This is a genomic window from Streptomyces sp. NPDC057702, from assembly GCF_042799315.1.
Taxonomy (GTDB): domain Bacteria; phylum Actinomycetota; class Actinomycetes; order Streptomycetales; family Streptomycetaceae; genus Streptomyces.
The window spans coordinates 90,586-114,716 of sequence record NZ_JBHVJC010000029.1 but is presented as its reverse complement, the minus strand read 5'-3'; the positions used below and the strand labels follow the sequence as shown (position 1 = coordinate 114,716).

The following is a 24,131-nucleotide window of genomic DNA, read 5'->3' as shown; positions in this document are numbered from 1 at the left end:
GGCGGCCCCACCCGCCCCCCGACCCCGCCACGTCCCGCGCGGGCGCCCCGGGCGCGACGGCGCGGACCGACGCAGAGCGCGGGGGCGCGGGGGGCATCCGTGGGACGGCGGGCCACTCGCGCCGCCACCGCCCGGAGAGGGCGGCGACGTGCGGAATGGCGGGCGGGGGCGGGCTCAGGCTCGCGTGAGGGTTTCGCGGTACGCGCGCCACTCCGGGGCGAGGACCGACCACACCTCCATGTCCAGGCGCTCGCCACGGTGCGGGAAGCTGCCGCGCAGCACGCCCTCGTGCGTCATCCCCAGCCGCTTGGCGACGTTGATGCTCGCCGTGTTCACGGTGGCCGCCTGCCACTCCACGCGGTGGATGCCGCGCTCGTCCACGGCCCAGTCGATGAGGTGCCGCATCGCGCGCGTGACCAGGCCACGACCGACGGCGGCCTCCTCCAGCCAGCAACCCACCTCGCAGTTGCCCGACTTCGCGTCGAGGGAGACGAACAGCACGCCGCCGACCAGCGTCCCCTCGGACCAGATACCGAAGAAGCCGCCACGGTCGGCCGCCGCGTTCTCCGCGCGGGACTGGAGGAAGACGCGCGTGCTCTCCAGGTCGGGCGTGCGGTCGGGCAACGGTACGTACCGGGTCACGTACTCGCGACACCGTTCCATGTGCGCGAAGTACTCCTCGGCGTGCCACGGCTCCAACGGACGCAGCTCCGCGCCGTCGTCCCCCAGCGATATCGCGAACATCCCACTCCCTCACCGCGCGCGCGTCCGCGCGCGCATCCCCCCGGACGGCTCGTCCGCCCGTTGAACGGGCTCACCGTCCCCCATGCGACGCCGACCCGACAAGTGAGTAACCCTCCAAAGATCACCAAGGGCCGCGACGCACGCACGGGCCCCGGCCCCGCGCGCCCCGGGGGATGGCGCGCGGGGTGGCCCGGTCCGGGTGCCCGTCGGCCGCTCGCCGGGGGAGGGGGACGGGCGGTGGCTCACGCGGGCGGGGGCGTACGGACCCCGCCGGCGCGGCGTGCGCGGGCGCGGCGGGGTGCGCGGGGATGGGGCGCCACGGGTGGGCGCGGGGTGACGCGGGGTGGGGGTGGGGTCACACGCCGGGGACGGGCTGGGTCGGTTCCGCGTCGTCGGGCGTGGTCAGCAGGGAGTCATCCTGCACGCGGGCGCCGGGGAGCTGGTACCTGGCGGTGATCAGCGCGGTGTCCACGTCACGGGTGCCCGTGGAGACGCACAGCGTGTAGGCCACGTCGTCCATGCGCTGTCGGGCACTGTCGTCGCCGGCCTCGGCGTGGAGCGTGCGCAGCGCCTCGTACTGCTCGACCAGCCGTCGCAGGACCGCGGGGTGGGCCATCAACACGTGCGTCTCCTCTCAACCGGGACGATCGTCGTCCGCTTCCCGGGTACCCGGGCCGGCCGAGCCGTACTCCCCCGATGTCGCGCACCGCCCCACGCGGGCCGTGAGCGTCATCACGTGCCCTTGGCGGGTCCCCGGAGCCGCTCCCGGCCCGGGGGCCCGCCGGGGAGGGCGCACCACGATCGCCTCACGGGCTCGGCGCGAACCGCTCCCAGACCCGGTGGCTGCCCAGCAGCTCGGTGACGCTGTCGAGGGTGTCCGCGCCGCCTCCGCCGAGGACGACGCCGGGCGCGTCGGTCGGGATGCCCGCCGCGGTCAGTACCGCCTCCGCGCCCGCCCAGCCACCGAGGGCCTTGCCGTGCCGGTAGGCCTCGGTGAGCAGCAGCGGGACCCGCGGGTCGGTGGCGGTGTGCGCCGCCCCGTCGCCCGCCTTGGCGTCCCGCGCCCCGTACGCGTCCGCGCCCGGGTCCGGTACGCCGGCCACCAGGAGGGCGTCGAACTCCACGGAACGGGCGGTGGTGAACGAGCGCTGGACGGCGATCGGCTCGCCGTCCGGGTCCAGGCGCCCGCCCGAGGGCGCGACCACCAGCGGCACCATCCCCGCCTCCCGTACGGCCTGGCGTACCGTGCGCACTCCGGCCAGGTCACCTCCCGGGCCGGTGACGATGCCGACCACGCGCCCGTCCAGCGGCCAGACCCGGCCGAGCTGGGACAGCGCCGGGCTCGGCTCGACCGTCGTCGGCGGTTCGGTGGGGTCGGGCGCCGGGAGGCCCAGCCCGGTGGCGACCTGCTCGCACAGCCAGGGGTCGATGTTGGCCAGGACGCGCAACTGCCGTTCCTTGACGGCCTGTTCGTAGCACTTGCCCAGCTCGAAGGTGTACGCGGCGACGATGTGCTCACGTTCCACGGCGCTCATGCTCTGCCAGAACAGCCGGGGCTGGCTGAAGTGGTCCTCGAAGGAGGCCGGCGCCTCGCGCCCCCTGCGGGCGGCCGGCACCTCCACGGGCACCTCGATGTAGGCCCCGGTGTCGGCGCCGGCCAGGAAGGGGCAGCCGCCGTCGAGCGAGTTGGGCCGGTACGGGGCGACGCCACGGTGGACCGCGTCCTGGTGGAAGCCGTCCCGCAGCATGTCGTTGACCGGCGCGTGGGTGCGGTTGACGGGGATCTGGCCGAAGTTCGGGCCGGCGAGCCGGGTGATCTGGGTGTCCAGGTACGAGAAGAGCCGCCCGGCCAGCAGCGGGTCGTCGGTGACGTCGATGCCGGGCACCAGGTGGCCGGGGTGGAAGGCGACCTGTTCGGTTTCGGCGAAGAAGTTCGTCGGGTTGGCGTTCAGGGTCAGCAGCCCGATCGGCCGCACCGGGGCGATCTCCTCCGGCACGATGTTGGTCGGATCGAGCAGGTCGATCCCCTCGAACGTCTGCTCCGGGGTGTCGGGGAAGGTCTGGATGCCCAGCTCCCACTGGGGGAAGGCGCCGGCCTCGATCGCGTCGGCCAGGTCCCGGCGGTGGAAGTCGGGATCGACCCCGCCCGCGATCTGCGCCTCCTCCCAGACCAGGGAGTGCACACCCAGCTTCGGCTTCCAGTGGAACTTCACCAGCGTCGTCCGGCCCTCGGCGTTGACCAGCCGGAAGGTGTGGACGCCGAAGCCCTCCATCATCCGGTACGAGCGCGGGATGCCCCGGTCGGACATGTTCCACAGGGTGTGGTGGGTGGCCTCGGTGTGCAGCGAGACGAAGTCCCAGAACGAGTCGTGGGCGCTCTGCGCCTGGGGGATCTCCCGGTCGGGGTGCGGCTTGCCGGCGTGGATGACGTCGGGGAACTTGATCGCGTCCTGGATGAAGAAGACCGGGATGTTGTTGCCGACCAGGTCCCACACGCCCTCGGTGGTGTAGAACTTCGTCGCGAAACCACGGGTGTCGCGGACGGTGTCGGCCGAGCCGCGCGAGCCCAGCACGGTCGAGAAGCGCACGAACACCGGAGTCTGGACGTCCTCGGCGAGGAAGGCGGCCTTGGTGACCTGGCCGGCCGTCCCGTAGCCGTGGAAGACGCCGTGCGCCGCCGCGCCGCGCGCGTGCACCACGCGCTCGGGGATGCGCTCGTGGTCGAAGTGGGTGATCTTCTCGCGCAGGTGGTGGTCCTGGAGCAGCACCGGCCCGCGCGGGCCGGCCTTGAGCGACCTGTCGGTCTCGTAGAGCCGCGTGCCCTGTGCCGTCGTCAGGTACGGGCCACCCTGGGCCGCCGTCGCGGGGTCCGCGCCGGTGTCCTGCCCGGTGGGGGAGACGGGGGCGGGGGCGCCCTGGTCGGGCTTGGGCGGCAGCGGCTCACGCGGCTCGGTCGGCTCCTCGACCGGCGGCGTCACCGCCCCCGGCTTGCCGGGGACACCGTCGGCCGGACCGGTGTCGCCGCCACGCAGGGCGGCGGCCACCTTGTCGGCGACCGCCTTCAACGGATGGGACGTGCCCATGAATCCTCCATGCTCGGTGGCGAAGGTCGTACGGAAGCGGAGCGCGGCAACGCCACAGCCTTGGCCGCGCGCGCCGGACGCCAAACGGGAGTACGGGCCGGGTTCAGCCCAACGGGATACGACCGAGTGGCGGGGGGATCGACGGGACCGGCACCCGCCAGGGGCTCGGCCCGGCGGCGGCTCGGCGCCGGGAGGTGGCGGGACGGGAGGCGGCGGGACGAACGAGGCGAGTGATCACGATGGCGCGAGTACCCGAGCGGAAGCGACCCACGCGCACGAAGCGCGACGCGGCACTCCGCGAGGTCGGCCCGGTCTCCGGGCACAGCACGGACGTTCCCGACCGCGAAGTGACCACCCGGTTGCCCGTGGTCGTGCGACGGTGTACACCGCCGCACGAAAGCGAGGGGGAGCGATGACGAACCCGGTACTCCAGGGGCTGGCGAAGGCCCGACACTCGGCCGTCCACATCGAGATGCGCGACGCCTACCAGCCGACCGACCCCGAGTTCGTCGCCTGGCAGCACGGCAAGCGGCTCGACCCGGCCGCTGACCGCTCGACGTGGTGGCGGCCGTTCCTGGACGTGGTGGCGGAGACGACAGCCCCGGGGGTGGTCATGCGGCGGGCGCGGATCGTCTCGGAGCCGGTGACGGACTACATCCGGTACGAGCACGACGTGACGTTCCCCAACATCGCGGCCGGCGAACAGGTGCGCTGGCTGCCCCGCCGGAAGGCCGCCGACATCCCGCTGCCCGGCACCGACCTGTGGATGTTCGACGGCGAGTCGGTGCTGTTCACGTACTTCTCCGGTATCGGGGAGGTCGTGGACCGTGAATGGCGGACGGACCCGGAGGCCGTGCGGCTGGCCGCCGGGGCCTTTGAGTTGGTGTGGGACCGGGCCACGCCGCACGAGGAGTACAAGCCGGTCTGACGCGCCATGGCCCAGCCAGCATCGTCAAGTGTCCAGCAAGCCCGGCAACTCCTTGCCGACCGAGCCGTACCCCCCCCGATGTCACGGACCCGCCCCCACCCGCGCCGCGAGCGGCACCGGGGGCCGGGCCTGGCGTGCGGCGGCGAGGGTAGCTCCTCAACAGGTGTGCGAAGCCGTTGACGAGCTGGTTCACAGGTTTCCCGTTCCCTCAACTGAGGCGCCTTGCGATGCAGTTGTCGGGTTGCGAGGATCGCACGAGATGCCAAACCGACAGGGGGCGGCCGGTGATGATCACGCAACTCGCCAGTGAGTGCGACGAGGGGCCCTGCCCGACAGTGTGGGCAATAGCGCAATCGGAGAACGTCCTCGTGCAGGGCTTCAAGGTGGACGATGTGGATGCGCTCGCCACCATGCGGTTACCCGACAACGAGACTGTCGTGCGCATTCCCATGTCATTGCTCTTGAGGGTGGCTCGTGAACATCTCGCCTGACGCGTTCGGGAAACTCTTCGAGGAATTCGAACGGGAAGCCTTTCGGCTGGAAACTCTGGACGACTACAGCAAGTCGGGTGGGGTTGACGCCTATCGCGCATTTCTCGCGGGCGACCCGCAGCCAGTGGAGTACAAAACGGCCGGGTGGGTCGCGACCGTGCGGGACGCCACGCGAGGTGGTAAGCGTATGTATCGGGTACATATCCTGGTCCGCCCGCTCACTGACTATCTGCGTTTCGAACTGGGGTGGGGATATGTGCGGAACCAGGAGGCCGGTGAGGAGTTCTTTGTCCTGGACGCGACCGACACACCGAATCCGCTGGTGGGCGTCCCGGATTTCTGGGCCTTCGACGAGCGAACCGTGGTGACCATGCAATATGGCCCGGGCGGTGCGTTCCTCGGCGCCGAACTCGTCGCCGAGGAGCAGGCCCAGGAGTGGCTGGACCTCCGGGATACGGCCATGCGTCATGCTGTGCCGTTCCGCGACTGGTGGGAGCGGCACCAGCCGACGTGAACGGGTTCAGTATCGGTCGTGCGCTACGGGATCTCCGTGAGGCCAGTGGGAAGCAGGCCAAAACAGTGGCCCGTAGCGCCGTCATGTCTCCCAGCAAGCTCAGCAAGATCGAGAACGAAGTTCTCGCGCCGAGCCTCATGGATGTGGAGCGCATCCTCACGGCCCTGGAAGTCTCCGACGAGGTCAAGGCCAGACTCGCTGAGGTGGCGCGAAAGGCGGCCACGGAGGCCACAGCGTGGCGCATATACCGCCGCGCAGGGCTTCACAAACACCAGGGCGAGATCAGGGCTATAGAGGCTCAGACCAGTCTCGTACGCCTTTTCCAACCCGCCTGTGTTCCCGGCCTGCTCCAGACACCGGAGTACGCGCGGGCCGTTCTTGGTCGGCATGGATATACGCCGGGAACTCTGGAAAAGATGATGGGCGCCCGACTCCTTCGGCAGGAGGTGCTCTACGACGCCGATCGCACGTTTCGCTTCGTGGTCACCGAATCGGTGCTCAGATGGCGGCTCGTGCCACCACCCATGCTGGCCGCGCAGCTTGACAGACTCGTGAGCGTGTCGCGTATGCCCAACTTCAGTTTCGGGGTCGTCCCTCTGGCGGCGCCCATGACGGACCTGCCCAGCTCGTCGTTCGTCGTTTTCGACACCAGCCTGGTCATCGTGGAGATTCCGCATGCGGAGGTGACGACTACCGAGTCCGCGGACGTGGAGCTCTACGCACGGAAGTTCGACAGTTTCGAGAATGCCGCCGTCGTCGGGGCGGAGATGCGGGCACTCGTATCCGGTATTCGCGACGAGTTCTTGAGGGAACGGGAAACAGGGTAGAGACCGAAGCCCGAATGCTCGACGATTTACTCATGTCGACCGCCCGAGGGCATGTGCGGTGCGTTTCGCATGCCGGACTCATCTCGTCGGCATTCGCCCTTCCGCCATATGCCCGCATCGATCCGGACAGTGGCGTCCGGCTTTTCGGGGGGCGATACGACACCCGCTCCGACAGTGGCCCCGGACAGGTCGCGCGCCGGGGCGGAGTCCGCCACGGGGGAGTCCCTCCGTGGCCTCACCGACCGTGTCGGCGACGTACGGCGGCATGGTCACGCGCGGAAAGAGGAGGTGGGTGGATGAGCGTTCCGGCTGTCGACACGTACGAGACGCGCACACCCGACGCACAGGGGTGGCGCGGAGTCCCCTTCCGGCTCCCCAGGGACCTGCGGGCGGTCGCCCAGGACGACGGCGGGAAGCACGACGGCGGGCCCATGCCGCCGGAGGCGCCCCGCGACCCGCAGCCGAGCGGGGGCGACGGGGACTCCTGAGCCCCGTCCCGCCGGTGATCCGGCGGGGCGCCCGCCCCGGTGTGGGCCGCCGGGGCGGGCGCCCCGCCAGTCCCGACCGTCCGCCAGTCCCGACCGCCCGCCGGCAAGGCCTCCGGCGGGCCGCATCCGACAACCGAGGTGCGCTATGCGGCGGTTGTGTCGGCCCCCTCCTCCGTGGCGGGGTCGGGCGCGGAGCGCCGGGGCAGGGCGCCCAGTGCGTACGCCGCGCCCGCCGCGACGTACGCGAGGGCGACCAGCAGGGCGCTGACCCACAGCGGGGAGCGGTAGCCGAGGCCGGCGCTGATGGACAGGGCGCCGATCGCGGGGCCGAGGGCCGCGCCCACGTTGAACGCCGCCGTGGCGAAGCCGCCGCCCAGGGTGGGCGCGGCGGTCGCCGCGTACAGTGCCCGCGCGATCAACGTGGAGCCGACCGCGAACGACAACACGGCCTGGACCAGGACGAACACGACGGTGGCCGTCGGGTGCCCGGCCGTGAGCGCGAAGGCGACCCAGCCGGCGAGCAGGGCCGCGCCGCCCGTCAGCAGCAGGGCCAGCGGCCGGCTGTCGGCCAGTCGGCCGCTGACCGTCACGCCGAGGAAGGAACCCACGCCGAACAGCGCCAGCAGCACCGGCACCCAGCCCTCGCCCAGCCCGCTCACGTCCGTGGTCAGCGGCCCCAGGTAGGTCAGCGCGCAGAACGTCGCGCCGTTGACGAGCGCGCCGAGCAGCAGCAGCACCCGGAGCCGGGGCGCCCGCAGGGCCCGCAGTTCGCCCCGGGCCCCGACGGTGGCCGCCGGCCGGGCCGCCTCCGCCGGTACGGAGCGCACGATGGCCACCACGGCCGGCACCGAGACCAGCGCCACGGCCCAGAACGCGGAGCGCCAGCCCCACGCGGCGCCCAGCAGCGCGCCGCCGGGCACGCCGGCCACGCAGGCGAGCGTGATGCCGCCGAGCAGAACGGAGGTGGCGCGGCCCTTCGCGCCCGCCGGGGCCATGCCCGTTGCGGTGGCCAACGCCACCGCGAGGAAACCGGCGTTGGCCAGCGCCGCGATGACGCGGGTGGCGAGCAGCACCGGGTAGTGCGTCGTCAGCGCGCCCGCCACGTGCACCAGCAGGAACACGGTGAGGAAGGTCAACAGCGCGCGCCGGCGCGGCCAGCGCATGCTGAGCACGGCCATCAGCGGCGCGCCGACGATCATCCCCACGGCGAACGCGGAGGTGAGCGTGGACGCGGTCGATACGGAGATGTCGAGGTCACGGGCGATGTCCGGCAACAGGCCGGACAACATGAACTCCGAGGTCCCCTGGGCGAACACCGCCAGGGAGAGCATGTACAACGCGAAGGGCACGGCGGAACTCCGGTGCGTGGGGATGGCGCGACGCCATCGACAGACACTGCGCGCGAGGGCAGCGTGGCGGGCGGTCGGCGTAGGTCACGGCAGGGCCGGGCCCGAGCCGTGCGGCTCGTCCGGTTCGACCGGGAGGTGCGCGGCGACCGCGCGTGAGCCCTCCCCGCGAGCCCGGCACATGGCCGGGCCGGGCGGGCAGGGGGTCACAACCCATACGGCGGCGATCCGATGGCGGCACTGCGCGCGCGGCGGCGTACCGGGAGGCGCCCCGGCCCGCTGATGCGGGGCGGGCGGCGCGCCCACGGAGGCCGACGGGCCCCGAGCCCGGTCAGGGCGGGGCTACGACACGGCAACGCGGAAAGCCACCGGAGGACCGGTGGCTAGCGTCTGGACGCCTCGGGGCTGGACATGGTGCCGCAGCGTAGCGAGATACCGACGCGGACGTCCACGCGTTTTCGGCCCCCGGCGCCTGCCGGTACTCCACACCTTCGGTTACTCGGCACCTTCGCGCCTGCCGGTACCCCGCGCCGGCGGTGGGCGCTGTCACCTCTCCGCCGCCGGTGCCTGCCGTCGCCCCGCGCTGCCGGTGCCTGCCGTCGCCCCACGTCCCCGGTCCAACGCGACCGCCTCCCCCTGACGACCTCGACGCGGCCGGCGCGGCTCCCCGGCGCGGGCCCGCCGACGTGGCCCCCGGGCGCAGCCCCGTGACATGGCGCCTCGCCCTCCCGACGCCCCCTGCCGGGGCGCCCACCACCCTGGCGCCCCCGTTCGCGCCGCGCCGCCCGGTACCCCCGAACCGGCCCCCGCTGGCCGCGCACGACGGCCCGGCACGCGGCGCCCACCGTTCCGGGCGAGCACCCCGCGCGCGGCACACCCCCTGTACGCCCGTACGCGCAGGACCCTCGCCCTGCCCGGTACACAGCACCCGCCGCACGACGGCGACCGGCTCGCGCCGCACTCCGCCACGCGGAGGCACCCCGTCGCGCACGTCCGGCCAGCGCACCCCGCCCCCCACGTGGCGGGGGTCGCCCCGGTCCGGGACGGCGCCGCTCCGCCAGCCACGCCCGCGCGGCCAGCACACCCCGCACACGCGCACGGCAGCGCCACCCCACCCAGCGGAGCCCACCCCGGCGCGAGGTGGGGCGGCTCCGGCCCAACAAGAGGCCCATCCCGGCGCGAGGGGGAAGCCCATCCCAGCCCAAGAGGAGAAGCCCACCCCGGCGCGAGGTGGGGCGGCTCCGGCCCAACAAGAGGCCCACCCCGGCGCGAGGGGAAAGCCCGCCCCAGCCCAAGAGGAGAAGCCCACCCCGGCGCGAGGTGGGGCCGCTCCGGCCCAACAAGAAGCCCACCCCGGCGCGAGGGGAAAGCCCATCCCAGCCCAAGAGGAGAAGCCCACCCCGGCGCGAGGTGGGGCCGCTCCGGCCCAACAAGAAGCCCACCCCGGCGCGAGGGGAAAGCTCACCCCGTACCCACGTCCCGCGCGGCAGCGCGCCCCCCGCTCGGCCTATCCCCGCGACCCGGACAGCCGCGCCCAGCGTGCGGGGCGTCGCGGGGCGGGGTGATATCGGGGCCTAAGTGTGCTTCGGGACCTTGAGGAGGACGCCATGCGCGGAGTCAGGCGCGCCAGGTGGGTCGTCTGTGGGCTGGTCGGCGCGTTGGTGGCGGCCGGTTGTGGCGGCGGTGGCGGCGACGGCGGGGGTGGGGGCGGCGACGGTTCGGGCACGGTGCGGGCCTCGTGGGGGGACCCGCAGAACCCGCTGGAGCCCGCGAACACCAACGAGGTGCAGGGCGGCAAGGTCCTGGACATGATCTTCCGCGGGCTCAAGCGGTACGACCCGAAGACCGGCAAGGCCCAGGACATGCTGGCCGAGCGGATCGAGACGAAGGACGCGCAGAACTACACGGTCACCGTCAAGAAGGGCTGGACCTTCAGCGACGGCGAGAAGGTCACCGCGAAGTCCTTCGTGGACGCGTGGAACTACGGCGCGCTGCTCGACAACAAGCAGAAGAACGCCTACTTCTTCGAGTACATCCAGGGCTACGACAAGGTCCACCCCACCTCCGGCAAGGCCACCGCCAAGACGCTGTCCGGGCTCCAGGTCAAGGACGAGTCGACGTTCACCGTCCAGCTCACGCAGAAGTTCTCGACCTGGCCCGAGACGCTGGGTTACGCCGCGTTCGCCCCGCTGCCCCGCGCGTTCTTCGACGACCACGACGCCTGGGTGAGCAAGCCCGTCGGCAACGGCCCCTACACCGTGGACCGGTACAAGAAGGGCACGTCGATGCGGCTCAAGAAGTGGGACAAGTACCCCGGCACCGACAAGGCCCGCAACGGCGGCGTCGAGCTGCGGGTGTACACCGACGTCGGCACCGCGTACACCGACCTCCAGGGCGGCAACCTGGACCTGGCCGACGACATCCCCGCCGCGCAGCTCAAGAACGTCAAGCAGGACCTGGGCGACCGGTACATCAACCAGCCGGCCGGCATCATCCAGACCCTCACCTTCCCGATGTACGACAAGCGGTGGAACAAGGAGGGGTCGGAGAAGGTGCGGCGCGGCCTGTCGATGGCCATCGACAGGAAGCAGATCACCGAGCGGATCTTCGAGAAGACGCGCACCCCGGCCACCGACTGGACCTCGCCGGTGCTCGGCGCCGAGGGCGGCTACAAGTCGGGTCTGTGCGGCGAGGCGTGCGCGTACGACCCGAAGAAGGCCAAGCAGCTCGTCGAGGAGGGCGGCGGCCTGCCCGGCGGCAAGATGACGATCACGTACAACGCCGACACCGGCTCCCACAAGGACTGGGTCGACGCGGTGTGCAACAGCATCAACAACGCGCTCGACAAGGAGAACGCCTGCGTCGGCACCTCCATCGGCACCTTCGCCGACTTCCGCAACAAGATCACCGACCGGCAGATGCGCGGCCCCTTCCGCGCCGGCTGGCAGATGGACTACCCGCTGATCCAGAACTTCCTGCAGCCGATGTTCTACACCAACGCCTCCTCCAACGACGGCGAGTACAGCAGCAAGGAGTTCGACGACCTGGTGGACCGGGCCAACGCCGAGTCCGACCGTGCCAAGGCCGTCGCCACCTTCCAGGACGCCGAGCGGGTGCTGGCCAAGGACATGCCCGGCGTCCCGCTCTGGTACCAGAACGGCAACGCCGGCTACTCGGACCGGGTCAGCGACGTACGGCTGAACGCCTTCAGCGTGCCGGTCTACAACGAGATCAAGGTCAACTGACCCCCCACGGCACGCGGTTCGGCGCGCGCCCGGCTCCCGCCTCCGGTGGCCGGGCCCGCCCGCCCACCGCGTCGCCCGGCCCCCGCGAGCCCACCCGCCGCACCATCCCCCTCCCCCCGGAGCCCCCATGGGACGCTATGTGATCCGGCGGCTGCTCCAGATGATCCCGGTGTTCATCGGCAGCACGTTCCTGATCTTCTTCATGGTGTACGCGCTCGGCGACCCGGTGGCCGCACTCTTCGGCGACCGGGCGCCCGACCCCGCCACCGCCGCCCAGATCCGCAAGGACCTCTACCTGGACGAACCCCTGTGGAAGCAGTACCTGCACTACATGGGGCAGATCTTCCAGGGCGACTTCGGCACCGCCTTCAACGGTCAGCCCGTCACCGAGCTGATGGCCGACGCCTGGCCGGTGACCGTCCGCCTGACGCTGGTGGCCATCGCCTTCGAGATCCTCATCGGCATCACCCTGGGCGTCCTCAGCGGACTGCGCCGGGGCCGCGCCATCGACACCACGGTGCTGCTGCTGACCCTCATCGTCATCTCCATCCCGACGTTCGTCAGCGGCTACGTCCTCCAGTACCTGTGCGGCATCAAGTGGAACACCGTCAGCCCCACCGTCTCGCCGGACGCGCCCCTGAACGAACTCCTGCTGCCCGGCGTCGTCGTCGGCCTGGTCTCCCTGGCCTACGTCACCCGCCTCACCCGCACCTCGATCGCCGAGAACGTCCGCGCCGACTACGTCCGCACCGCGCTGGCCAAGGGCCTGCCCCGACACCGCGTCATCACCCGGCACCTGCTGCGTAACTCGCTGATCCCGGTGGTCACCTTCATCGGCACCGACATCGGGGGACTGATGGGCGGCGCCCTGGTCACCGAGCGGATCTTCAACATCCACGGCGTCGGCTACCAGCTCTACCAGGGCGTGCTGCGCCAGAACTCGCCCACCGTGGTCGGCTTCGTCACCGTCCTGGTGCTGGTGTTCCTGGTCGCCAACCTGCTCGTCGACCTCCTCTACGCCGTGCTCGACCCGAGGATTCGCTATGCCTGAACCCCCGCACGGGCCGGGCGCCCGTGGCCTGCCGCCCGACCCGCACACGGCCGTCGCCCCCACCGGCGGCCCCGCCCTCGACCTGGCCACCAGCGAGGCCACGTCCCTGGAGGGCGGCCAGGAACCGGGCGGCCCCGGACCCGAGACCAGGGTGGGCAGCCTGTGGTCGGACGCCTGGCGCGACCTGCGCCGCAACCCCGTCTTCATCGTCTCCGCGCTGATCATCCTGTTCCTGATCGTCATCGCGATCTGGCCCTCGCTCATCGCCAGCGGCAGCCCGTACAAGGCCGACCTGGCCAAGGCCCAACAGGGCTCCGAACCCGGCCACCCCTTCGGCTACGACGTCCAGGGCCGCGACCTGTACACCCGCGTCGTCTACGGGGCCCGCGCCTCCATCGTCGTCGGCGTGTGCGCCACCGCCGGCGCGGCCCTGCTCGGCAGCCTCCTCGGCGGGCTCGCCGGCTTCTTCGGCGGCTGGGGCGACGCCATCCTCTCCCGGGTCGCCGACATCTTCTTCGGCATCCCGATCGTCCTGGGCGGCCTGGTCTTCCTGTCCGTCATCACCAGCGGCTCGGTCTGGCCGGTGGTCGGCTTCATCGTGCTGCTGGGCTGGCCGCAGATCTCCCGCATCGCGCGCGGCTCGGTCGTCACCGTCAAACAGAACGACTACGTGCAGGCCGCGCGGGCGCTCGGCGCCGGCAACGGCCGACTGCTGCTGCGCCACATCGCGCCCAACGCGGTGGCCCCGGTCATCGTCGTGGCCACCATCGCGCTGGGCACCTACATCTCCCTGGAAGCCACGCTGTCCTACCTCGGCGTGGGCCTCAAACCGCCCACCGTCTCCTGGGGCATCGACATCTCCGCCGCCTCCACGCACATCCGCAACGCCCCGCACATGCTGCTGTGGCCGGCCGGCGCGCTCAGCGTCACGGTGCTGGCGTTCATCATGCTCGGCGACGCGGTGCGCGACGCCCTCGACCCCAAGCTGCGCTGAGGAGCCCGCAGGTGACCGTCGTCAACGAGCCCAGCCCCCAGCCCACCGCCGCCGCGCCCGACGAGCCACTGCTCGACGTGCGCGACCTGCACGTCGAGTTCCGGTTGCGGGACGGCGTCGCCAAGGCCGTCAACGGCGTCAGCTACCGCGTGCGCGCCGGCGAGACGCTGGCCGTCCTCGGCGAGTCCGGCTCGGGCAAGTCGGTCACCGCCCAGGCCATCATGGGCATCCTCGACTCGCCACCGGGTTACGTCACCGCCGGCCAGGTCCTCTTCCAGGGGCGCGACCTGCTCACCCTGGGCCGCGACGAGCGACGCAAGGTGCGCGGCGCGCGGATGGCGATGATCTTCCAGGACGCGCTGTCCGCGCTGAACCCGGTCGTCTCGGTCGGCGCCCAGCTCGGCGAGATGTTCGAGGTGCACCGTGGCACCTCCCGCAAGGAGGCCCGGCGGCGGGCCGTCGAGCTGATGGACCGGGTCCGCATCCCGGCCGCCGCCCAGCGCGTGGGCGACTACCCGCACCAGTTCTCCGGCGGCATGCGCCAACGCATCATGATCGCCATGGCGATGGCCCTGGAACCCGCGCTGATCATCGCCGACGAGCCCACCACCGCCCTGGACGTCACCGTCCAGGCCCAGGTCATGGAGCTGCTGGCCGAACTGCGCCGCGAGCTGGACATGGGCCTGATCCTCATCACCCACGACCTGGGCGTGGTCGCCGACGTCGCCGACACCATCGCGGTGATGTACGCCGGCCGCATCGTGGAGACCGCGCCGGTGCACGACCTCTACCGCGCCCCGGCCCACCCGTACACCCGTGGCCTGCTCGACTCCATCCCGCGCGTGGACCAGCGCGGCCAGGAGCTGTACGCGATCAAGGGCCTGCCGCCCAACCTCACGCGCATCCCCGCCGGCTGCCCCTTCCACCCGCGCTGCCCGCGCGCCCGCGACGTCTGCCGCCAGGACCTTCCGCCGCTGTACGAGGTGGGCGACCCGGACAGCGTGGCCGACGCGGGAGGCGCCGGCGCGGTCAGCCGGACCAGCGCCTGCCACTTCTGGGAGGAGACCCTCAATGACGAGTGAGCCGATCCTGGAGGTACGCGACCTGGTCAAGCACTACCCGCTCACCCAGGGCATCGTCATCAAGCGGCAGGTCGGCGCGGTCAAGGCGGTGGACGGCGTCAGCTTCGACCTGGCCCCCGGCGAGACGCTGGGCATCGTCGGCGAGTCCGGCTGCGGCAAGTCCACCGTCGCCAAACTCCTGGTCCACCTCGAACGCCCCACCCGGGGAAAGATCTTCTACCGGGGCGAGGACATCAGCCGCCTCTCCGGCCGCGCCCTGAAGGCCGTACGCCGCAACATCCAGATGGTCTTCCAGGACCCCTACACCTCGCTCAACCCGCGCATGACCGTCGGCGACATCATCGGCGAACCGTACGACATCCACCCCGAGGTCGCGCCCAAGGGCGAACGCCGGCGCAAGGTCCGGGAGTTGCTGGACGTCGTCGGTCTCAACCCGGAGTACATCAACCGCTACCCGCACCAGTTCTCCGGCGGCCAGCGCCAGCGCATCGGCATCGCCCGCGGCCTCGCCCTGCGCCCCGAGATCATCGTCGCCGACGAACCCGTCTCCGCCCTGGACGTCTCCGTCCAGGCCCAGGTCGTCAACCTGCTGGAGAAGCTCCAGCAGGAGTTCGACCTCAGCTACGTCTTCATCGCGCACGACCTGTCGGTGGTCCGCCACATCTCCGACCGGGTCGCCGTCATGTACCTGGGCCGCCTGGTCGAGGTGGGCACCGAGACCGAGATCTACGACCACCCCACCCACCCGTACACCCAGGCCCTGCTCTCCGCCGTCCCCGTCCCCAACCCCGAGGCCCGCGAACACCGCACCCGCATCCTCCTGGCCGGCGACGTCCCCTCGCCCGCCAACCCGCCCTCCGGCTGCCGCTTCCGCACCCGCTGCTGGAAGGCGCAAGAACGCTGCGCCCTGGAAGTGCCCCTCCTCGCCGTCCCCGCCGTGTACCGCGACGTCCCCGGCCCCGTCGCTCACGACTCGGCCTGCCACTTCGCGGAGGAGCGGGACGTGGTCCCGAACGTGGGGCCCACGCGGCCGGCGGGGTCCGCTGAGGCGGGTGCGTCGGGGGAGGGTGGGTCCGCTGACGCGGGCGCGTCCGGGGAGGCGGGGTCCGCTGACGCGGGTGCGTCGGGGGAGGGTGGGTCCGAGGCGGGGTCCGCTGAGGCGGGTGGGTCGGAGAAGGGTGGGTCCGAGGCGGGCCGGCCGGGGCCGGGTGGGGAAGGAGCGGGGCCGCAGCCGTCCGAGCCGGGGGAGGGGCCGGCGCTCGCGTCGGGGCCCCCGCCGCCCGAGCCCGGCGCGGCATCCGGGCCCGGGTCGGAGTCGGGCCCGGAGCCGGACGCGGGCGCGGATGGGGTGGGAGAGCCCGGGGGCAGGCCGCCGGCATCGGGACCGGGTTCGGGGTCGGGCCCGGGCGAGTCCGGGCCGCAGCCGCCCGAGCCGGGTACCGGGTCCACGCGGGTGTGACGGACGCCGCCCGCCTCAGAGGGGCCAGGCCCGCTCCGGGGTGTCCAGCCACGCGAACTGTCCCTGCGCCGACACGGTGAGCCCGAACCGCTCGTACCCCGGCCCGCCCGCGCCCTCCCACCACCGGTAGGCGGCCTCGACCTCGTCCCACAGCCGACGCGGCCCGGACTGCCACACGCGCGTGTCCGCGCCGTCCCGGAACAGCACGCACGCCCACGAGCGGTCGGTGAGCCCGTAGAACCACACCGGCCGCGCCCCGCCCCGCCGCTCCGCGACGACCCGGTGACAGTGCCGCACCCGCAACCCGACGGCGAACCCCCGGGCGTCGAACCGCCCCCCGACCACCGCGTGTTCCGGCACCTCCGTGACCGAGGTGTCCCGGTCCGCCGGCCCGCCCCTCACGTAGTCGCCGTGGACGACCGCCGGCAGCCGCTGCGCCCGCAGCTTCATGAACTCCACGGGCCCGGTGAAGGCCCCCGCCGCGCTGCGCCCGTCCCGCGCGACGACGAGGCGGGCGACCCCGTCACCGTTGCCGTAGTGCGTTCCCCAGGGGACGACGACCACCCCACCCGGCCGGGTCTGCGCCACCCAGGCGAACGGCACGTGCCGCACTCCGGCGGTCACCACGACCCGGTCGTACGGAGCGCCCTCGGCCCACCCCGCGTACCCGTCGCCGCGCACCACCCGCACCCCGGTCCCGAACCGTTCCAGCGCCCCGCGCGCCCGCTCGGCGACCGCCTCGTCCACCTCGACGCTCACGACGTTGCCCGCCCCGACCCGATGGGCGAGCAGCGCCGCGTTCCACCCGGTCCCGGTGCCGACCTCCAACACCCGATGCCCCGGGCGCACGTCCAGGTCCCGCAGCATCCCGAACACCACACTCGGCATCGACGCCGACGACGTGGACACCCGCCCGGGCTCCCGACCACTGTGCGCCCCGTCATCCCACTGGGTGACCACGGGAACGTCGGCGTCCGCGTACGCCCACCAGCCGTCCGGATCGTCCCCCCGCGACACGGCGACGCTCGTCCCCGCCGCCATGTCGAACGGCCACATCACCTCAGGCAGAAACCCCGCCCGGGGCACGGCCGCGAAGGCCCCGGCCCACTCCGGGGGGAGGGCGCCCCCGGCGGCGAGGAGGCGGCCGAGTTCGGTGTGGTCGGGGCGCTCGCGGTGGATGTGGGCGGTCACGGGGCGCCCGCCTACTTCTTCAGAGGGTTGGGGACGCCCGGTCCGCCGTCCGGCGTGGGCGGGGCGGGCGGGCCGGGCCAGGGCTGCCCCGGCAGGCCGTCGCCTCCGTCGCCGCCACGGTGGTGTGAGGTGTCGTGGGTCACGGCTGGCTCCCTTCGCGCGGTGTGCGGTTCGCCGGTTCGACCGTTGGCCGGCCGCGCGGCTCTTGGCTGGCTGGAGCGGTGATACGCGCACACGATTTGGTGTGCTCACGTCCCACCGCCCACTCTGCCCGTGGTTCTCCCTGCAGACACTCCCATGGGGGTTGACCGAGGGTGACTACTCTTGAACCACCGGTCAACCCACTGCCCGATGAGGCGCGATGCGTGACGACTTCGCCGATCTTGCCCGCCGTCTTCTCCACGAGAGCGACTACTCGACACGGGCCGCCGCGCGTGCGACCCACTACGACCCCGCCTATCTGTCCCGCGTCCTGAACGGGAAGCAAAGAGCGTCGCGCGGGCTGGCAGCTTCCCTGGACGAACTCCTGGGAGCCGGCGGAGCGCTGGCGGACGCGCTGCCGGACCCCGACAGCGACGCACGGACATCCCACGGTGTCGCGAACCCCTCACGGCTGGACGCCGGAACGGTGAGCGCGCTCGCCGACGTGCTCGCCGCCTACCGACGGCTCGACGACACGGCGCCGGCCAGGTCGATCATTCCGGCGACCCTGGTGCAAGCGCGGGCCGTGACCCGGCTCCTGAAGGGCGCGCGGGGCCCCCACCGCGACCGGTTGGCGGCGGTGGCGTCGGAGTTCGCCCAGTTCGGCGGTTGGCTGCTCGCCCAGGACCGCCAGGACGCACACGCGGTCCAGCTACTCGACCAGGCAGTGGAGTTGGCCGATGAAATCCACGACGGAACCCTCGCCGCCCAGGCCCTCAACTTCAAGGGCTACCTGGCTCGCCAGCAGGGCAGGCCCGACGGCGTAGCCCGCTGGTACGAGGCCGCGGCATGCACACCGGGCGCGCATCCCGCCCAGCGGCTCGGGGACATGTTGCAGGCCGCCGCCGGAATGGCGGAACTGGGCCGGCGCGACGACGCGCTACGCATGGTCGAGAACGCGGAACGACTGACGGACGCCGCCGCCGCTCTCGCCCCGCCCGAAACGGCCTACTGGCTCACCCCCGAGTTCAACCGGCTGAACATGGGCATCGCGAACCTGGGGCTTGGCCGTTACGCCGACGCGGCGGACCACATCACAGCGGGACTCGAAGGACTTCCCCCCGAACTGCGGGACGCCCCGTGGACGCGGGAACACCGGGACGCGCTCCGACGCGCCGAGGCGGCCCGATGAGCCGACCCACCCGACTCCGTGTGGACTAACCGCCCTTCTGCGCGGCAGAGTTGAACGCCTCGACCTCCGAAGGGCGGCGGCTCATGACCGATGAGTGGATCAAGTCCAGTCGCAGCGCGGGCGAGGGGCAGTGCGTCGAGTGGGCCCCCGGGCGCGTGGCCTCGACCGGTGTCGTCCCCGTCCGCGACAGCAAGGACCCCAACGGGCCCGCTCTGGCCTTCGAGTCGTCCGCGTGGCGCGCGTTCGTGGCGGGCGTCAAGGCGGGCGACTTCGGGGCGCAGGACTGCGCGCTGTTGTGGCGGTGCCGCAGACTCGATCGACCAGATCCCGAAAGGTGCTCAGCGATGACCGAAGTCTGGATCAAGTCCACGCACAGCGGCGCGAGCAACGGTGACTGCGTTGAGGTCGGCGTCGGTGTGCCGAGTGTCGTCCCCGCCCGCGACAGCAAGGACCCCAACGGGCCCGCCCTGGCCTTCGAGTCGTCCGCGTGGCGCGCGTTCGTGGCGGGCGTCAAGGGCGGCGACTTCGACGCGTAGACCGTCACCACCCACCACCGCTCGACATGGAGCCCCCGGCCAGACCGGTCGGGGGCTCTCGCGCTGTCGGAGCCCGTGAACGCCGGCACGCCGACCCGGGGCCCCACCACGCCGAGCCGCCAGCCCCGTCCGTCAGCGGGTCCGGAACTCGCCCACCACTCGCTCCGCTGCCTCCTTGGCGGGTCCGAGCCGAGGGTCGGTCGGGTCGGCGTGGGGGCCGAGGATCTTCGCGGCGACGAACAGTGTCATCAGGCGGCCGTCCCGGCTCTCCAGATCGTCACGCCGCTCGCGGCGGACGCGGTCGGCGAGGGCGGGGACGGCGAGGGACGCGCCCCACAGAGTCGCCGCGTCCAGACCCCGGGGAGCCATGCCCCAGTCCTCCCAGTCGAACACGCGGAACGTCGGCGCCGTCACGTTCGCCCAGTTGAAATCGGCGTGGGCCGGGTGCCACTCACCCAGGGCCGTGTCAACACCGGGGAAGAGGCCGTGGATCGTTCGCGTGACGAGTTCCCGCGTGAGGGTCTGTGTGTCGGGCGTCGCGATCCGGTGGGTGCGCTGGGCGGCGAGGGCGTCCAGGGAGGCGCCCATCGCGACCCACCACGCCTCGGGCAGCCGCGGCGCCTTCGCCACCACGGCGCTGCCAGCCGGCGGCGCCGGCAGCAGTTCCGTCTCGTCGGCACGCCACACCACCGGTTCCACCTCGTCCCGCCACGCGACACCGGCGAACCAGGCGGGCTTCGCGATCCCGGACAGGGCCTCCGCCGAAGCGACACCGTCCCCTCCCTGGGCACCGACCCGGTCGAGCCCGCGCCGTTCCACCCGCACCCACGTACCGCGCTCCGTGCGAGCCCCCACCGACCGGCGCTTACGGACCACGTTCTCGCGGTCCAGGCCCGTCCCCAGCGACCGCTCGACACGGTCCAACACGGCTTCCACCGGCTCTTCCCGCAGATCAACCGAACGCGGCGGCATACGCCCGAACCTAGCAAGTCCCCGACGCGACACCATCAATCCGCCGCCGCGATCCGCTGCCGGCCCGCCCGGCCGCACCCGCCATGAGGACGGCCCGCACCTTCGAAGCCGACCGCCTGGGCTGCGCGTCTGTCGTGTGCGTCAGGACGGGCGACTTCTGTGCCTGGCCATCGCGCATCGCGGGCAGGACAAGGCGCCTCGACCAGACGGTCGGGGCGCCTTGTCTCACGCTGGGCCCGCTATCCGCCGGCGCGTCACAGGATGCCTCCCGATCATGTCGGGTCAGATTGGCAGGTCCCATCCGGGGCCGGTCTCCGCGCCGAGCCACACCCGTTGGCCGGCGGCCGAGACCGTGATGCCGAACCGCTCCTGGTGTGGCTCGCCGGCGGTCTGCCAGTGCTGTACGGCGCGTTCCACCTGGTCCCACAAGCGGACGGGACCGCGCTGTACGACGGTCCAGCCGCCGTCGGGGCGGGGGGTGGTCCGGGCCTGTGAGCCGGTGGACACGTCCCAGAGGATCTGTTCGGCGCCCACCCCCATGCGTTCGGCCGAGGGCGCCGCCAGTTGTGCCACCCAACCGCCCGTCCAGTCGTCGAGCTTCGCGGGGTCGATCCGGCTGGTCCGCTCGTCTCCGGGCAGCAGGGCCAGAGCCGGGCGGGGTGGGCGGTCGTGCGGCCGGGCGATCATAAAGCTGGTGTAGCCCGGCAGGAACCGCCCCGTGGCCACCCCGGGCCCGGTCACCTCCAGCAGTGCGAGGGCGTTGGCGTAGCTCCACCCGGACAGGGTGGCCAGGATCTTTCCGCCCGGTCGCACCTGGTGCAGCCACGGGAGCGGGACGTACCGGACCGAGCACGTGGCGATCAGTCGGTCGTACGGGCCCCCGCCCGGGTCGCCGCGTAGCCCGTCGCCGACGACCAGCCGGGGCGCGAAGCCGGCCGCCTTGAGAGCCGTGGCGGCAGCCGCCCCGACCGCCGGGTCGTACTCGACGCTGGTCAGGCTGGCGTCCCCCAGGCAATGCGCGCCGAGGGCGGTCGAGTACCCGGTTCCGGTGCCGATCTCCAGCACTCGCTGACCTGCTTCGACGTCGAGTCGCTGCCACATGCGCAGAACCAGCGACGGCAGCGTGGACGACGAGGACGGGGAACCGGTCACCGCTTCCTCGGTCACGTCGTCGGGTCGGCTCCGACCGTCGAGTTGGGTGATCAGCGTCTCGTCGGAGTAGATCCCTTCCAGCCAACCGGAATCGCCCTCGCGGACGGGCCGGTAGCGGGTCGGCACGGTGCCCGCCACCGGCCTGAAGTAGGCCCCCGCGAACAACTCGCGTGGCACCGCCCTGGCCGCACGGCGCCACTCGGGCTTCGTGAGGGTGCCCTCCTCGGCGAGTTTGTCCACCAAGCTCTCACGGAGCTGAGTCGATGTGCTCACGTGCCGGCGCCTTTCGCTGACTGGTTGGTCACGGTGTGTGCGAGGTCGGTGTGGCTCATAGGCAACTCACCTTGTGGGTAAGGCACTTCAACGGTGCGGTCATGGCTCACCGGGCGGACCCGGCGTGTCCTCGGGGGACGGGGAGCCCCTGCCACAGGAGGGTGGGTTGGAGTTCCAGCAGGAGGGTGCGCAGCGCCTGGATCAGCGTCACGCGGCCGAGTTCGCCCACGGGGGTCCACGTCAGCTCATGGTGGCCGGCGCGGTCGCTGCCGTTATGGCCGCCGCAGGCGCAGGGGGGCAGGGCGTCGGCGGCGAGACAGCCGCCGTCGAGTACGAGCCCGAGCTCTTCGAGCTGGCCGGCCTCGGCGGGTTGCTGGTCCACGGCGAGCAGTCGCAGTGGCGGGGGCGGGAGCGTGATGCCCAGCGCGCCGGCGACCCGTTCGGCCGCGCGCTGGATCGGCTCTCCGGGCCGGAGTACGACCCCGGGCGGCCCCGCTTCCTCGCCGCGCGTGACCTGGAGGACGCGTGGCCACCACAGGTCGGGGTCGGGGGTGTGTGACGTCTGTGCCGGACACCACACGAGCAGGTGCACCCACGTCTGCCGGGGCGTCAGCAGTGCATCGGTCATGCCGCACCGTCCGGGCGCCGGCGGGGTGCGTGACGCTCCCTGACGTGCTTGTCGAGTTCGGTACTCGCCTCGACGTATGCGTCATCGTCCCGACGGGCGCGGGCCCGCTGCCGTCGGGTCATGAGATCGCGACAGACCTCGCAGCGGGGGGCGCTGCGGGGCCGCCAGGCGCGGGGCCGGATCACGAGGCTGTCCCCTCGCGGTGGGCGGTCGCTTCCGCGCGGTGGAGGGGACAGCGGCACGGGGGCCAGGCGGCGGTCGCCGCGATGGCGAAGTCATCGCGAAAGACGGCTGCGGAGTCCACGGTGACGACGGACGCCCTCCCGTCGACAGCCGGCTCCTCCCCGGCGCGCGCCTGGTAGACCCGCAAAAACATCGTGTGTTCCAAGGTCGGATTCCCTGCTGAGCTAGCGATCACCGGTTGTGATCGTTCGCCTACAGCGTTGCCCGTATCTTCTGCTGTTACGAGGAGGTTTGGCTCTCCAAGAGGCGTTGTAGAGAGGGGTTCGCGTGAGCTCAGCGACGGCGGCGGCGGCCGATGACGGGCTGTCTCCGCAGGAGTTCTAGGGCAGGGAGTTGGCGCGACGTCGTGAGGCGAAAGGGTTCACGCAGGAAAGGTTGGCGGGACGTCTCCTCATCTCGCCGCAGATGGTTGCCCATTGGGAGGCGGGGCGACGGCGCCCGCGTGCGGTTGATGCGAGACGCCTTGATGAGGTGCTGGAGACTGACGGGCTCTTCTTTCGGATGCGTCGTGATCTGGTTGAGGCACGCTTCGCGGACCACTTCAACGCGGCGGCTGAGCTGGAAGTTGAGGCGAGCACTATCAGGCTGCACGGCGTGACGCTAGTGCCAGGACTACTCCAAACACCGAAGTATGCCCGCGCGGTGTTTCGCGCAGGACGCGTTAACCCTGACGACCACGAGATCGAACAGCTTGTGGACGATCGGATAAAGCGCGCCAACCTGATCAGTGGGCCGGATGGGCCAGTTGTGTGGGCTCTCCTGGATGAGGCCGTAATCCGTCGACGAGTGGGGGGAGGGTCCGTTATGGCGGAACAGCTCAGGCACATTTCGGGCCTAGGTCGGCGCGGACGCGTTCGGGTCCACGTTCTTTCTTTCGACCGCGGCGCGCATGCGCTGCTTGAAAGCATGCTGGTCCTCATGGATTTCCCGGACGATCCTGGAGTCGCGTACGTCGAGGGCCTGCGAACAGGTCGGTTGCTGGACGAGCCAGTCATGGTCGATGACTGCCAGGCCGCATATGCTCTGGCCTTGGGGGACGCTCTGTCAGCAGAACAGTCTCTTGTCATGCTTGAGCGAGTAGCGGAGGAGTTCGGCGATGAAGGATGAAGACCTGCGCGCGGTGAGCTGGCGGAAGTCCAGTTACAGCGGCGCGAGCAACGGTGACTGCGTTGAGGTCGGCGTCGGTGTGCCGAGTGTCGTCCCCGTGCGCGACAGCAAGGACCCCAACGGGCCGGCCCTGGCCTTCGAGTCGTCCGCGTGGCGCGCGTTCGTGGCGGGCGTCAAGGGCGGCGACTTCGACGCGTAGACCGTCACCACCGACCACCGCTCGACATGGAGCCCCCGACCAGACCGGTCGGGGGTTTCCGTGTCGGCGGTGCGAGGCGTCCGCGACGGCGACAGTCGTGCGCACCGTTGTGACCCTGGCGGGGTCCGCCCGTACAGGTACGGGTCGGCTCGTCCGGGGTACATCCTGGTTGGGGCGAATGACGTCGAGATCACACAGCGTCGTCCGCGTGTGATCCAGTTCGGATGCTTTGCGACTCGCCTCTC

22 protein-coding genes and 1 pseudogene are annotated in these 24,131 nt (G+C 72.0%); 14 read left to right on the top strand and 9 right to left on the bottom strand.

Annotated elements, in window-relative coordinates; all coding sequences use genetic code 11:
* Nucleotides 1-174: 174 nt before the first annotated feature.
* The 3 genes from ACFVFR_RS22505 to ACFVFR_RS22495 form a co-directional block, all read right to left on the bottom strand.
* Nucleotides 175-744: a GNAT family N-acetyltransferase gene (locus ACFVFR_RS22505; RefSeq protein ID WP_383704466.1), complete on the bottom strand. Its 570-nt coding sequence runs from the start codon at nt 742-744 to the stop codon at nt 175-177.
* A 355-nt stretch (nt 745-1,099) separates the two neighbouring features.
* Nucleotides 1,100-1,366 carry a DUF5133 domain-containing protein gene (locus tag ACFVFR_RS22500; RefSeq protein WP_383704464.1) on the bottom strand — a complete coding sequence of 89 codons (267 nt, stop codon included), beginning with the start codon at nt 1,364-1,366 and terminating at the stop codon, nt 1,100-1,102.
* Between the two features lie 184 nt (nt 1,367-1,550).
* Nucleotides 1,551-3,827 (bottom strand): catalase, encoded by a 2,277-nt coding sequence (locus ACFVFR_RS22495; RefSeq protein WP_383704462.1) that lies wholly within the window; start codon nt 3,825-3,827, stop codon nt 1,551-1,553.
* Between the two features lie 412 nt (nt 3,828-4,239).
* Here ACFVFR_RS22495 and ACFVFR_RS22490 point away from each other — a divergent pair, with 412 nt between their 5' ends.
* The 5 genes from ACFVFR_RS22490 to ACFVFR_RS22470 all read left to right on the top strand — a co-directional run bounded on the left by ACFVFR_RS22490 (nt 4,240) and on the right by ACFVFR_RS22470 (nt 7,075).
* Nucleotides 4,240-4,755, top strand: coding sequence for a DUF6879 family protein (locus tag ACFVFR_RS22490; protein WP_383704460.1), 516 nt, complete (start codon nt 4,240-4,242; stop codon nt 4,753-4,755).
* Between the two features lie 287 nt (nt 4,756-5,042).
* A complete protein-coding gene (locus tag ACFVFR_RS22485) occupies nt 5,043-5,246 on the top strand; it encodes a hypothetical protein (RefSeq protein WP_383704458.1) in 204 nt (67 codons plus the stop codon).
* Nucleotides 5,230-5,760 (top strand): DUF6879 family protein, encoded by a 531-nt coding sequence (locus tag ACFVFR_RS22480; protein WP_383704456.1) that lies wholly within the window; start codon nt 5,230-5,232, stop codon nt 5,758-5,760. The genes ACFVFR_RS22485 and ACFVFR_RS22480 overlap by 17 nt, the downstream gene beginning before the upstream one ends.
* Nucleotides 5,757-6,587 carry a helix-turn-helix domain-containing protein gene (locus ACFVFR_RS22475; RefSeq protein ID WP_383704454.1) on the top strand — a complete coding sequence of 277 codons (831 nt, stop codon included), beginning with the start codon at nt 5,757-5,759 and terminating at the stop codon, nt 6,585-6,587. Before ACFVFR_RS22480 ends, ACFVFR_RS22475 begins: the two co-directional genes overlap by 4 nt.
* Before the next feature lie 296 nt (nt 6,588-6,883).
* On the top strand, nt 6,884-7,075 hold the full coding sequence (locus ACFVFR_RS22470) for a hypothetical protein (RefSeq protein ID WP_383704452.1): 192 nt from the start codon (nt 6,884-6,886) through the stop codon (nt 7,073-7,075).
* Nucleotides 7,076-7,218: 143 nt separating this feature from the next.
* On the opposite strand, the gene ACFVFR_RS22465 is transcribed toward ACFVFR_RS22470, so the two are convergent.
* Complete coding sequence (locus ACFVFR_RS22465) at nt 7,219-8,424, bottom strand: Cmx/CmrA family chloramphenicol efflux MFS transporter (protein ID WP_383704450.1); 1,206 nt, start codon at nt 8,422-8,424, stop codon at nt 7,219-7,221.
* Between the two features lie 1,604 nt (nt 8,425-10,028).
* On the opposite strand from ACFVFR_RS22465, the gene ACFVFR_RS22460 reads away from it, so the two are divergent.
* The 5 genes and pseudogenes from ACFVFR_RS22460 to ACFVFR_RS22440 all read left to right on the top strand — a co-directional run.
* Entirely contained in the window at nt 10,029-11,666 is a 1,638-nt protein-coding gene (locus tag ACFVFR_RS22460; protein ID WP_383704448.1) for an ABC transporter substrate-binding protein, read from the top strand.
* Nucleotides 11,667-11,793: 127 nt separating this feature from the next.
* Complete coding sequence (locus ACFVFR_RS22455; protein ID WP_383704446.1) at nt 11,794-12,717, top strand: ABC transporter permease; 924 nt, start codon at nt 11,794-11,796, stop codon at nt 12,715-12,717.
* The gene (locus ACFVFR_RS22450) at nt 12,710-13,711 is read left to right on the top strand and encodes an ABC transporter permease (protein WP_383704444.1); all 1,002 of its coding nucleotides are present in this window, start codon (nt 12,710-12,712) and stop codon (nt 13,709-13,711) included. The genes ACFVFR_RS22455 and ACFVFR_RS22450 overlap by 8 nt, the downstream gene beginning before the upstream one ends.
* Nucleotides 13,712-13,722: 11 nt before the next feature.
* Entirely contained in the window at nt 13,723-14,793 is a 1,071-nt protein-coding gene (locus ACFVFR_RS22445) for an ABC transporter ATP-binding protein (RefSeq protein ID WP_383704442.1), read from the top strand.
* A pseudogene (locus ACFVFR_RS22440) lies at nt 14,783-15,862 on the top strand (ABC transporter ATP-binding protein); the annotation flags it as partial. The gene ACFVFR_RS22445 and the pseudogene ACFVFR_RS22440, both read left to right, overlap by 11 nt.
* A 405-nt stretch (nt 15,863-16,267) precedes the next feature.
* On the opposite strand, the gene ACFVFR_RS22435 reads toward ACFVFR_RS22440, so the two are convergent.
* Entirely contained in the window at nt 16,268-17,443 is a 1,176-nt protein-coding gene (locus tag ACFVFR_RS22435; protein WP_383704440.1) for a methyltransferase domain-containing protein, read from the bottom strand.
* 11 nt (nt 17,444-17,454) lie between these two features.
* Entirely contained in the window at nt 17,455-17,586 is a 132-nt protein-coding gene (locus tag ACFVFR_RS22430) for a hypothetical protein (RefSeq protein WP_383704438.1), read from the bottom strand.
* A 218-nt stretch (nt 17,587-17,804) separates the two neighbouring features.
* Between ACFVFR_RS22430 and ACFVFR_RS22425 the strand changes: the two genes are divergently transcribed.
* Both ACFVFR_RS22425 and ACFVFR_RS22420 read left to right on the top strand, forming a co-directional pair.
* On the top strand, nt 17,805-18,776 hold the full coding sequence (locus ACFVFR_RS22425) for a helix-turn-helix domain-containing protein (protein WP_383704435.1): 972 nt from the start codon (nt 17,805-17,807) through the stop codon (nt 18,774-18,776).
* An 83-nt stretch (nt 18,777-18,859) separates the two neighbouring features.
* A complete protein-coding gene (locus ACFVFR_RS22420; protein ID WP_383704433.1) occupies nt 18,860-19,312 on the top strand; it encodes a DUF397 domain-containing protein in 453 nt (150 codons plus the stop codon).
* Between the two features lie 132 nt (nt 19,313-19,444).
* On the opposite strand, the gene ACFVFR_RS22415 is transcribed toward ACFVFR_RS22420, so the two are convergent.
* The 3 genes from ACFVFR_RS22415 to ACFVFR_RS22405 all read right to left on the bottom strand — a co-directional run bounded on the left by ACFVFR_RS22415 (nt 19,445) and on the right by ACFVFR_RS22405 (nt 22,337).
* A complete protein-coding gene (locus tag ACFVFR_RS22415) occupies nt 19,445-20,284 on the bottom strand; it encodes a hypothetical protein (RefSeq protein WP_383704431.1) in 840 nt (279 codons plus the stop codon).
* Between the two features lie 282 nt (nt 20,285-20,566).
* Nucleotides 20,567-21,709 (bottom strand): ATP-grasp peptide maturase system methyltransferase, encoded by a 1,143-nt coding sequence (gene tgmC, locus ACFVFR_RS22410; RefSeq protein ID WP_383704429.1) that lies wholly within the window; start codon nt 21,707-21,709, stop codon nt 20,567-20,569.
* A 106-nt stretch (nt 21,710-21,815) separates the two neighbouring features.
* Complete coding sequence (locus ACFVFR_RS22405; RefSeq protein WP_383704427.1) at nt 21,816-22,337, bottom strand: hypothetical protein; 522 nt, start codon at nt 22,335-22,337, stop codon at nt 21,816-21,818.
* A 576-nt stretch (nt 22,338-22,913) separates the two neighbouring features.
* On the opposite strand from ACFVFR_RS22405, the gene ACFVFR_RS22400 reads away from it, so the two are divergent.
* Complete coding sequence (locus tag ACFVFR_RS22400) at nt 22,914-23,687, top strand: helix-turn-helix transcriptional regulator (RefSeq protein ID WP_383704425.1); 774 nt, start codon at nt 22,914-22,916, stop codon at nt 23,685-23,687.
* Complete coding sequence (locus ACFVFR_RS22395; protein ID WP_383704423.1) at nt 23,677-23,886, top strand: DUF397 domain-containing protein; 210 nt, start codon at nt 23,677-23,679, stop codon at nt 23,884-23,886. Before ACFVFR_RS22400 ends, ACFVFR_RS22395 begins: the two co-directional genes overlap by 11 nt.
* The last annotated feature ends 245 nt before the right edge of the window (nt 23,887-24,131 follow it).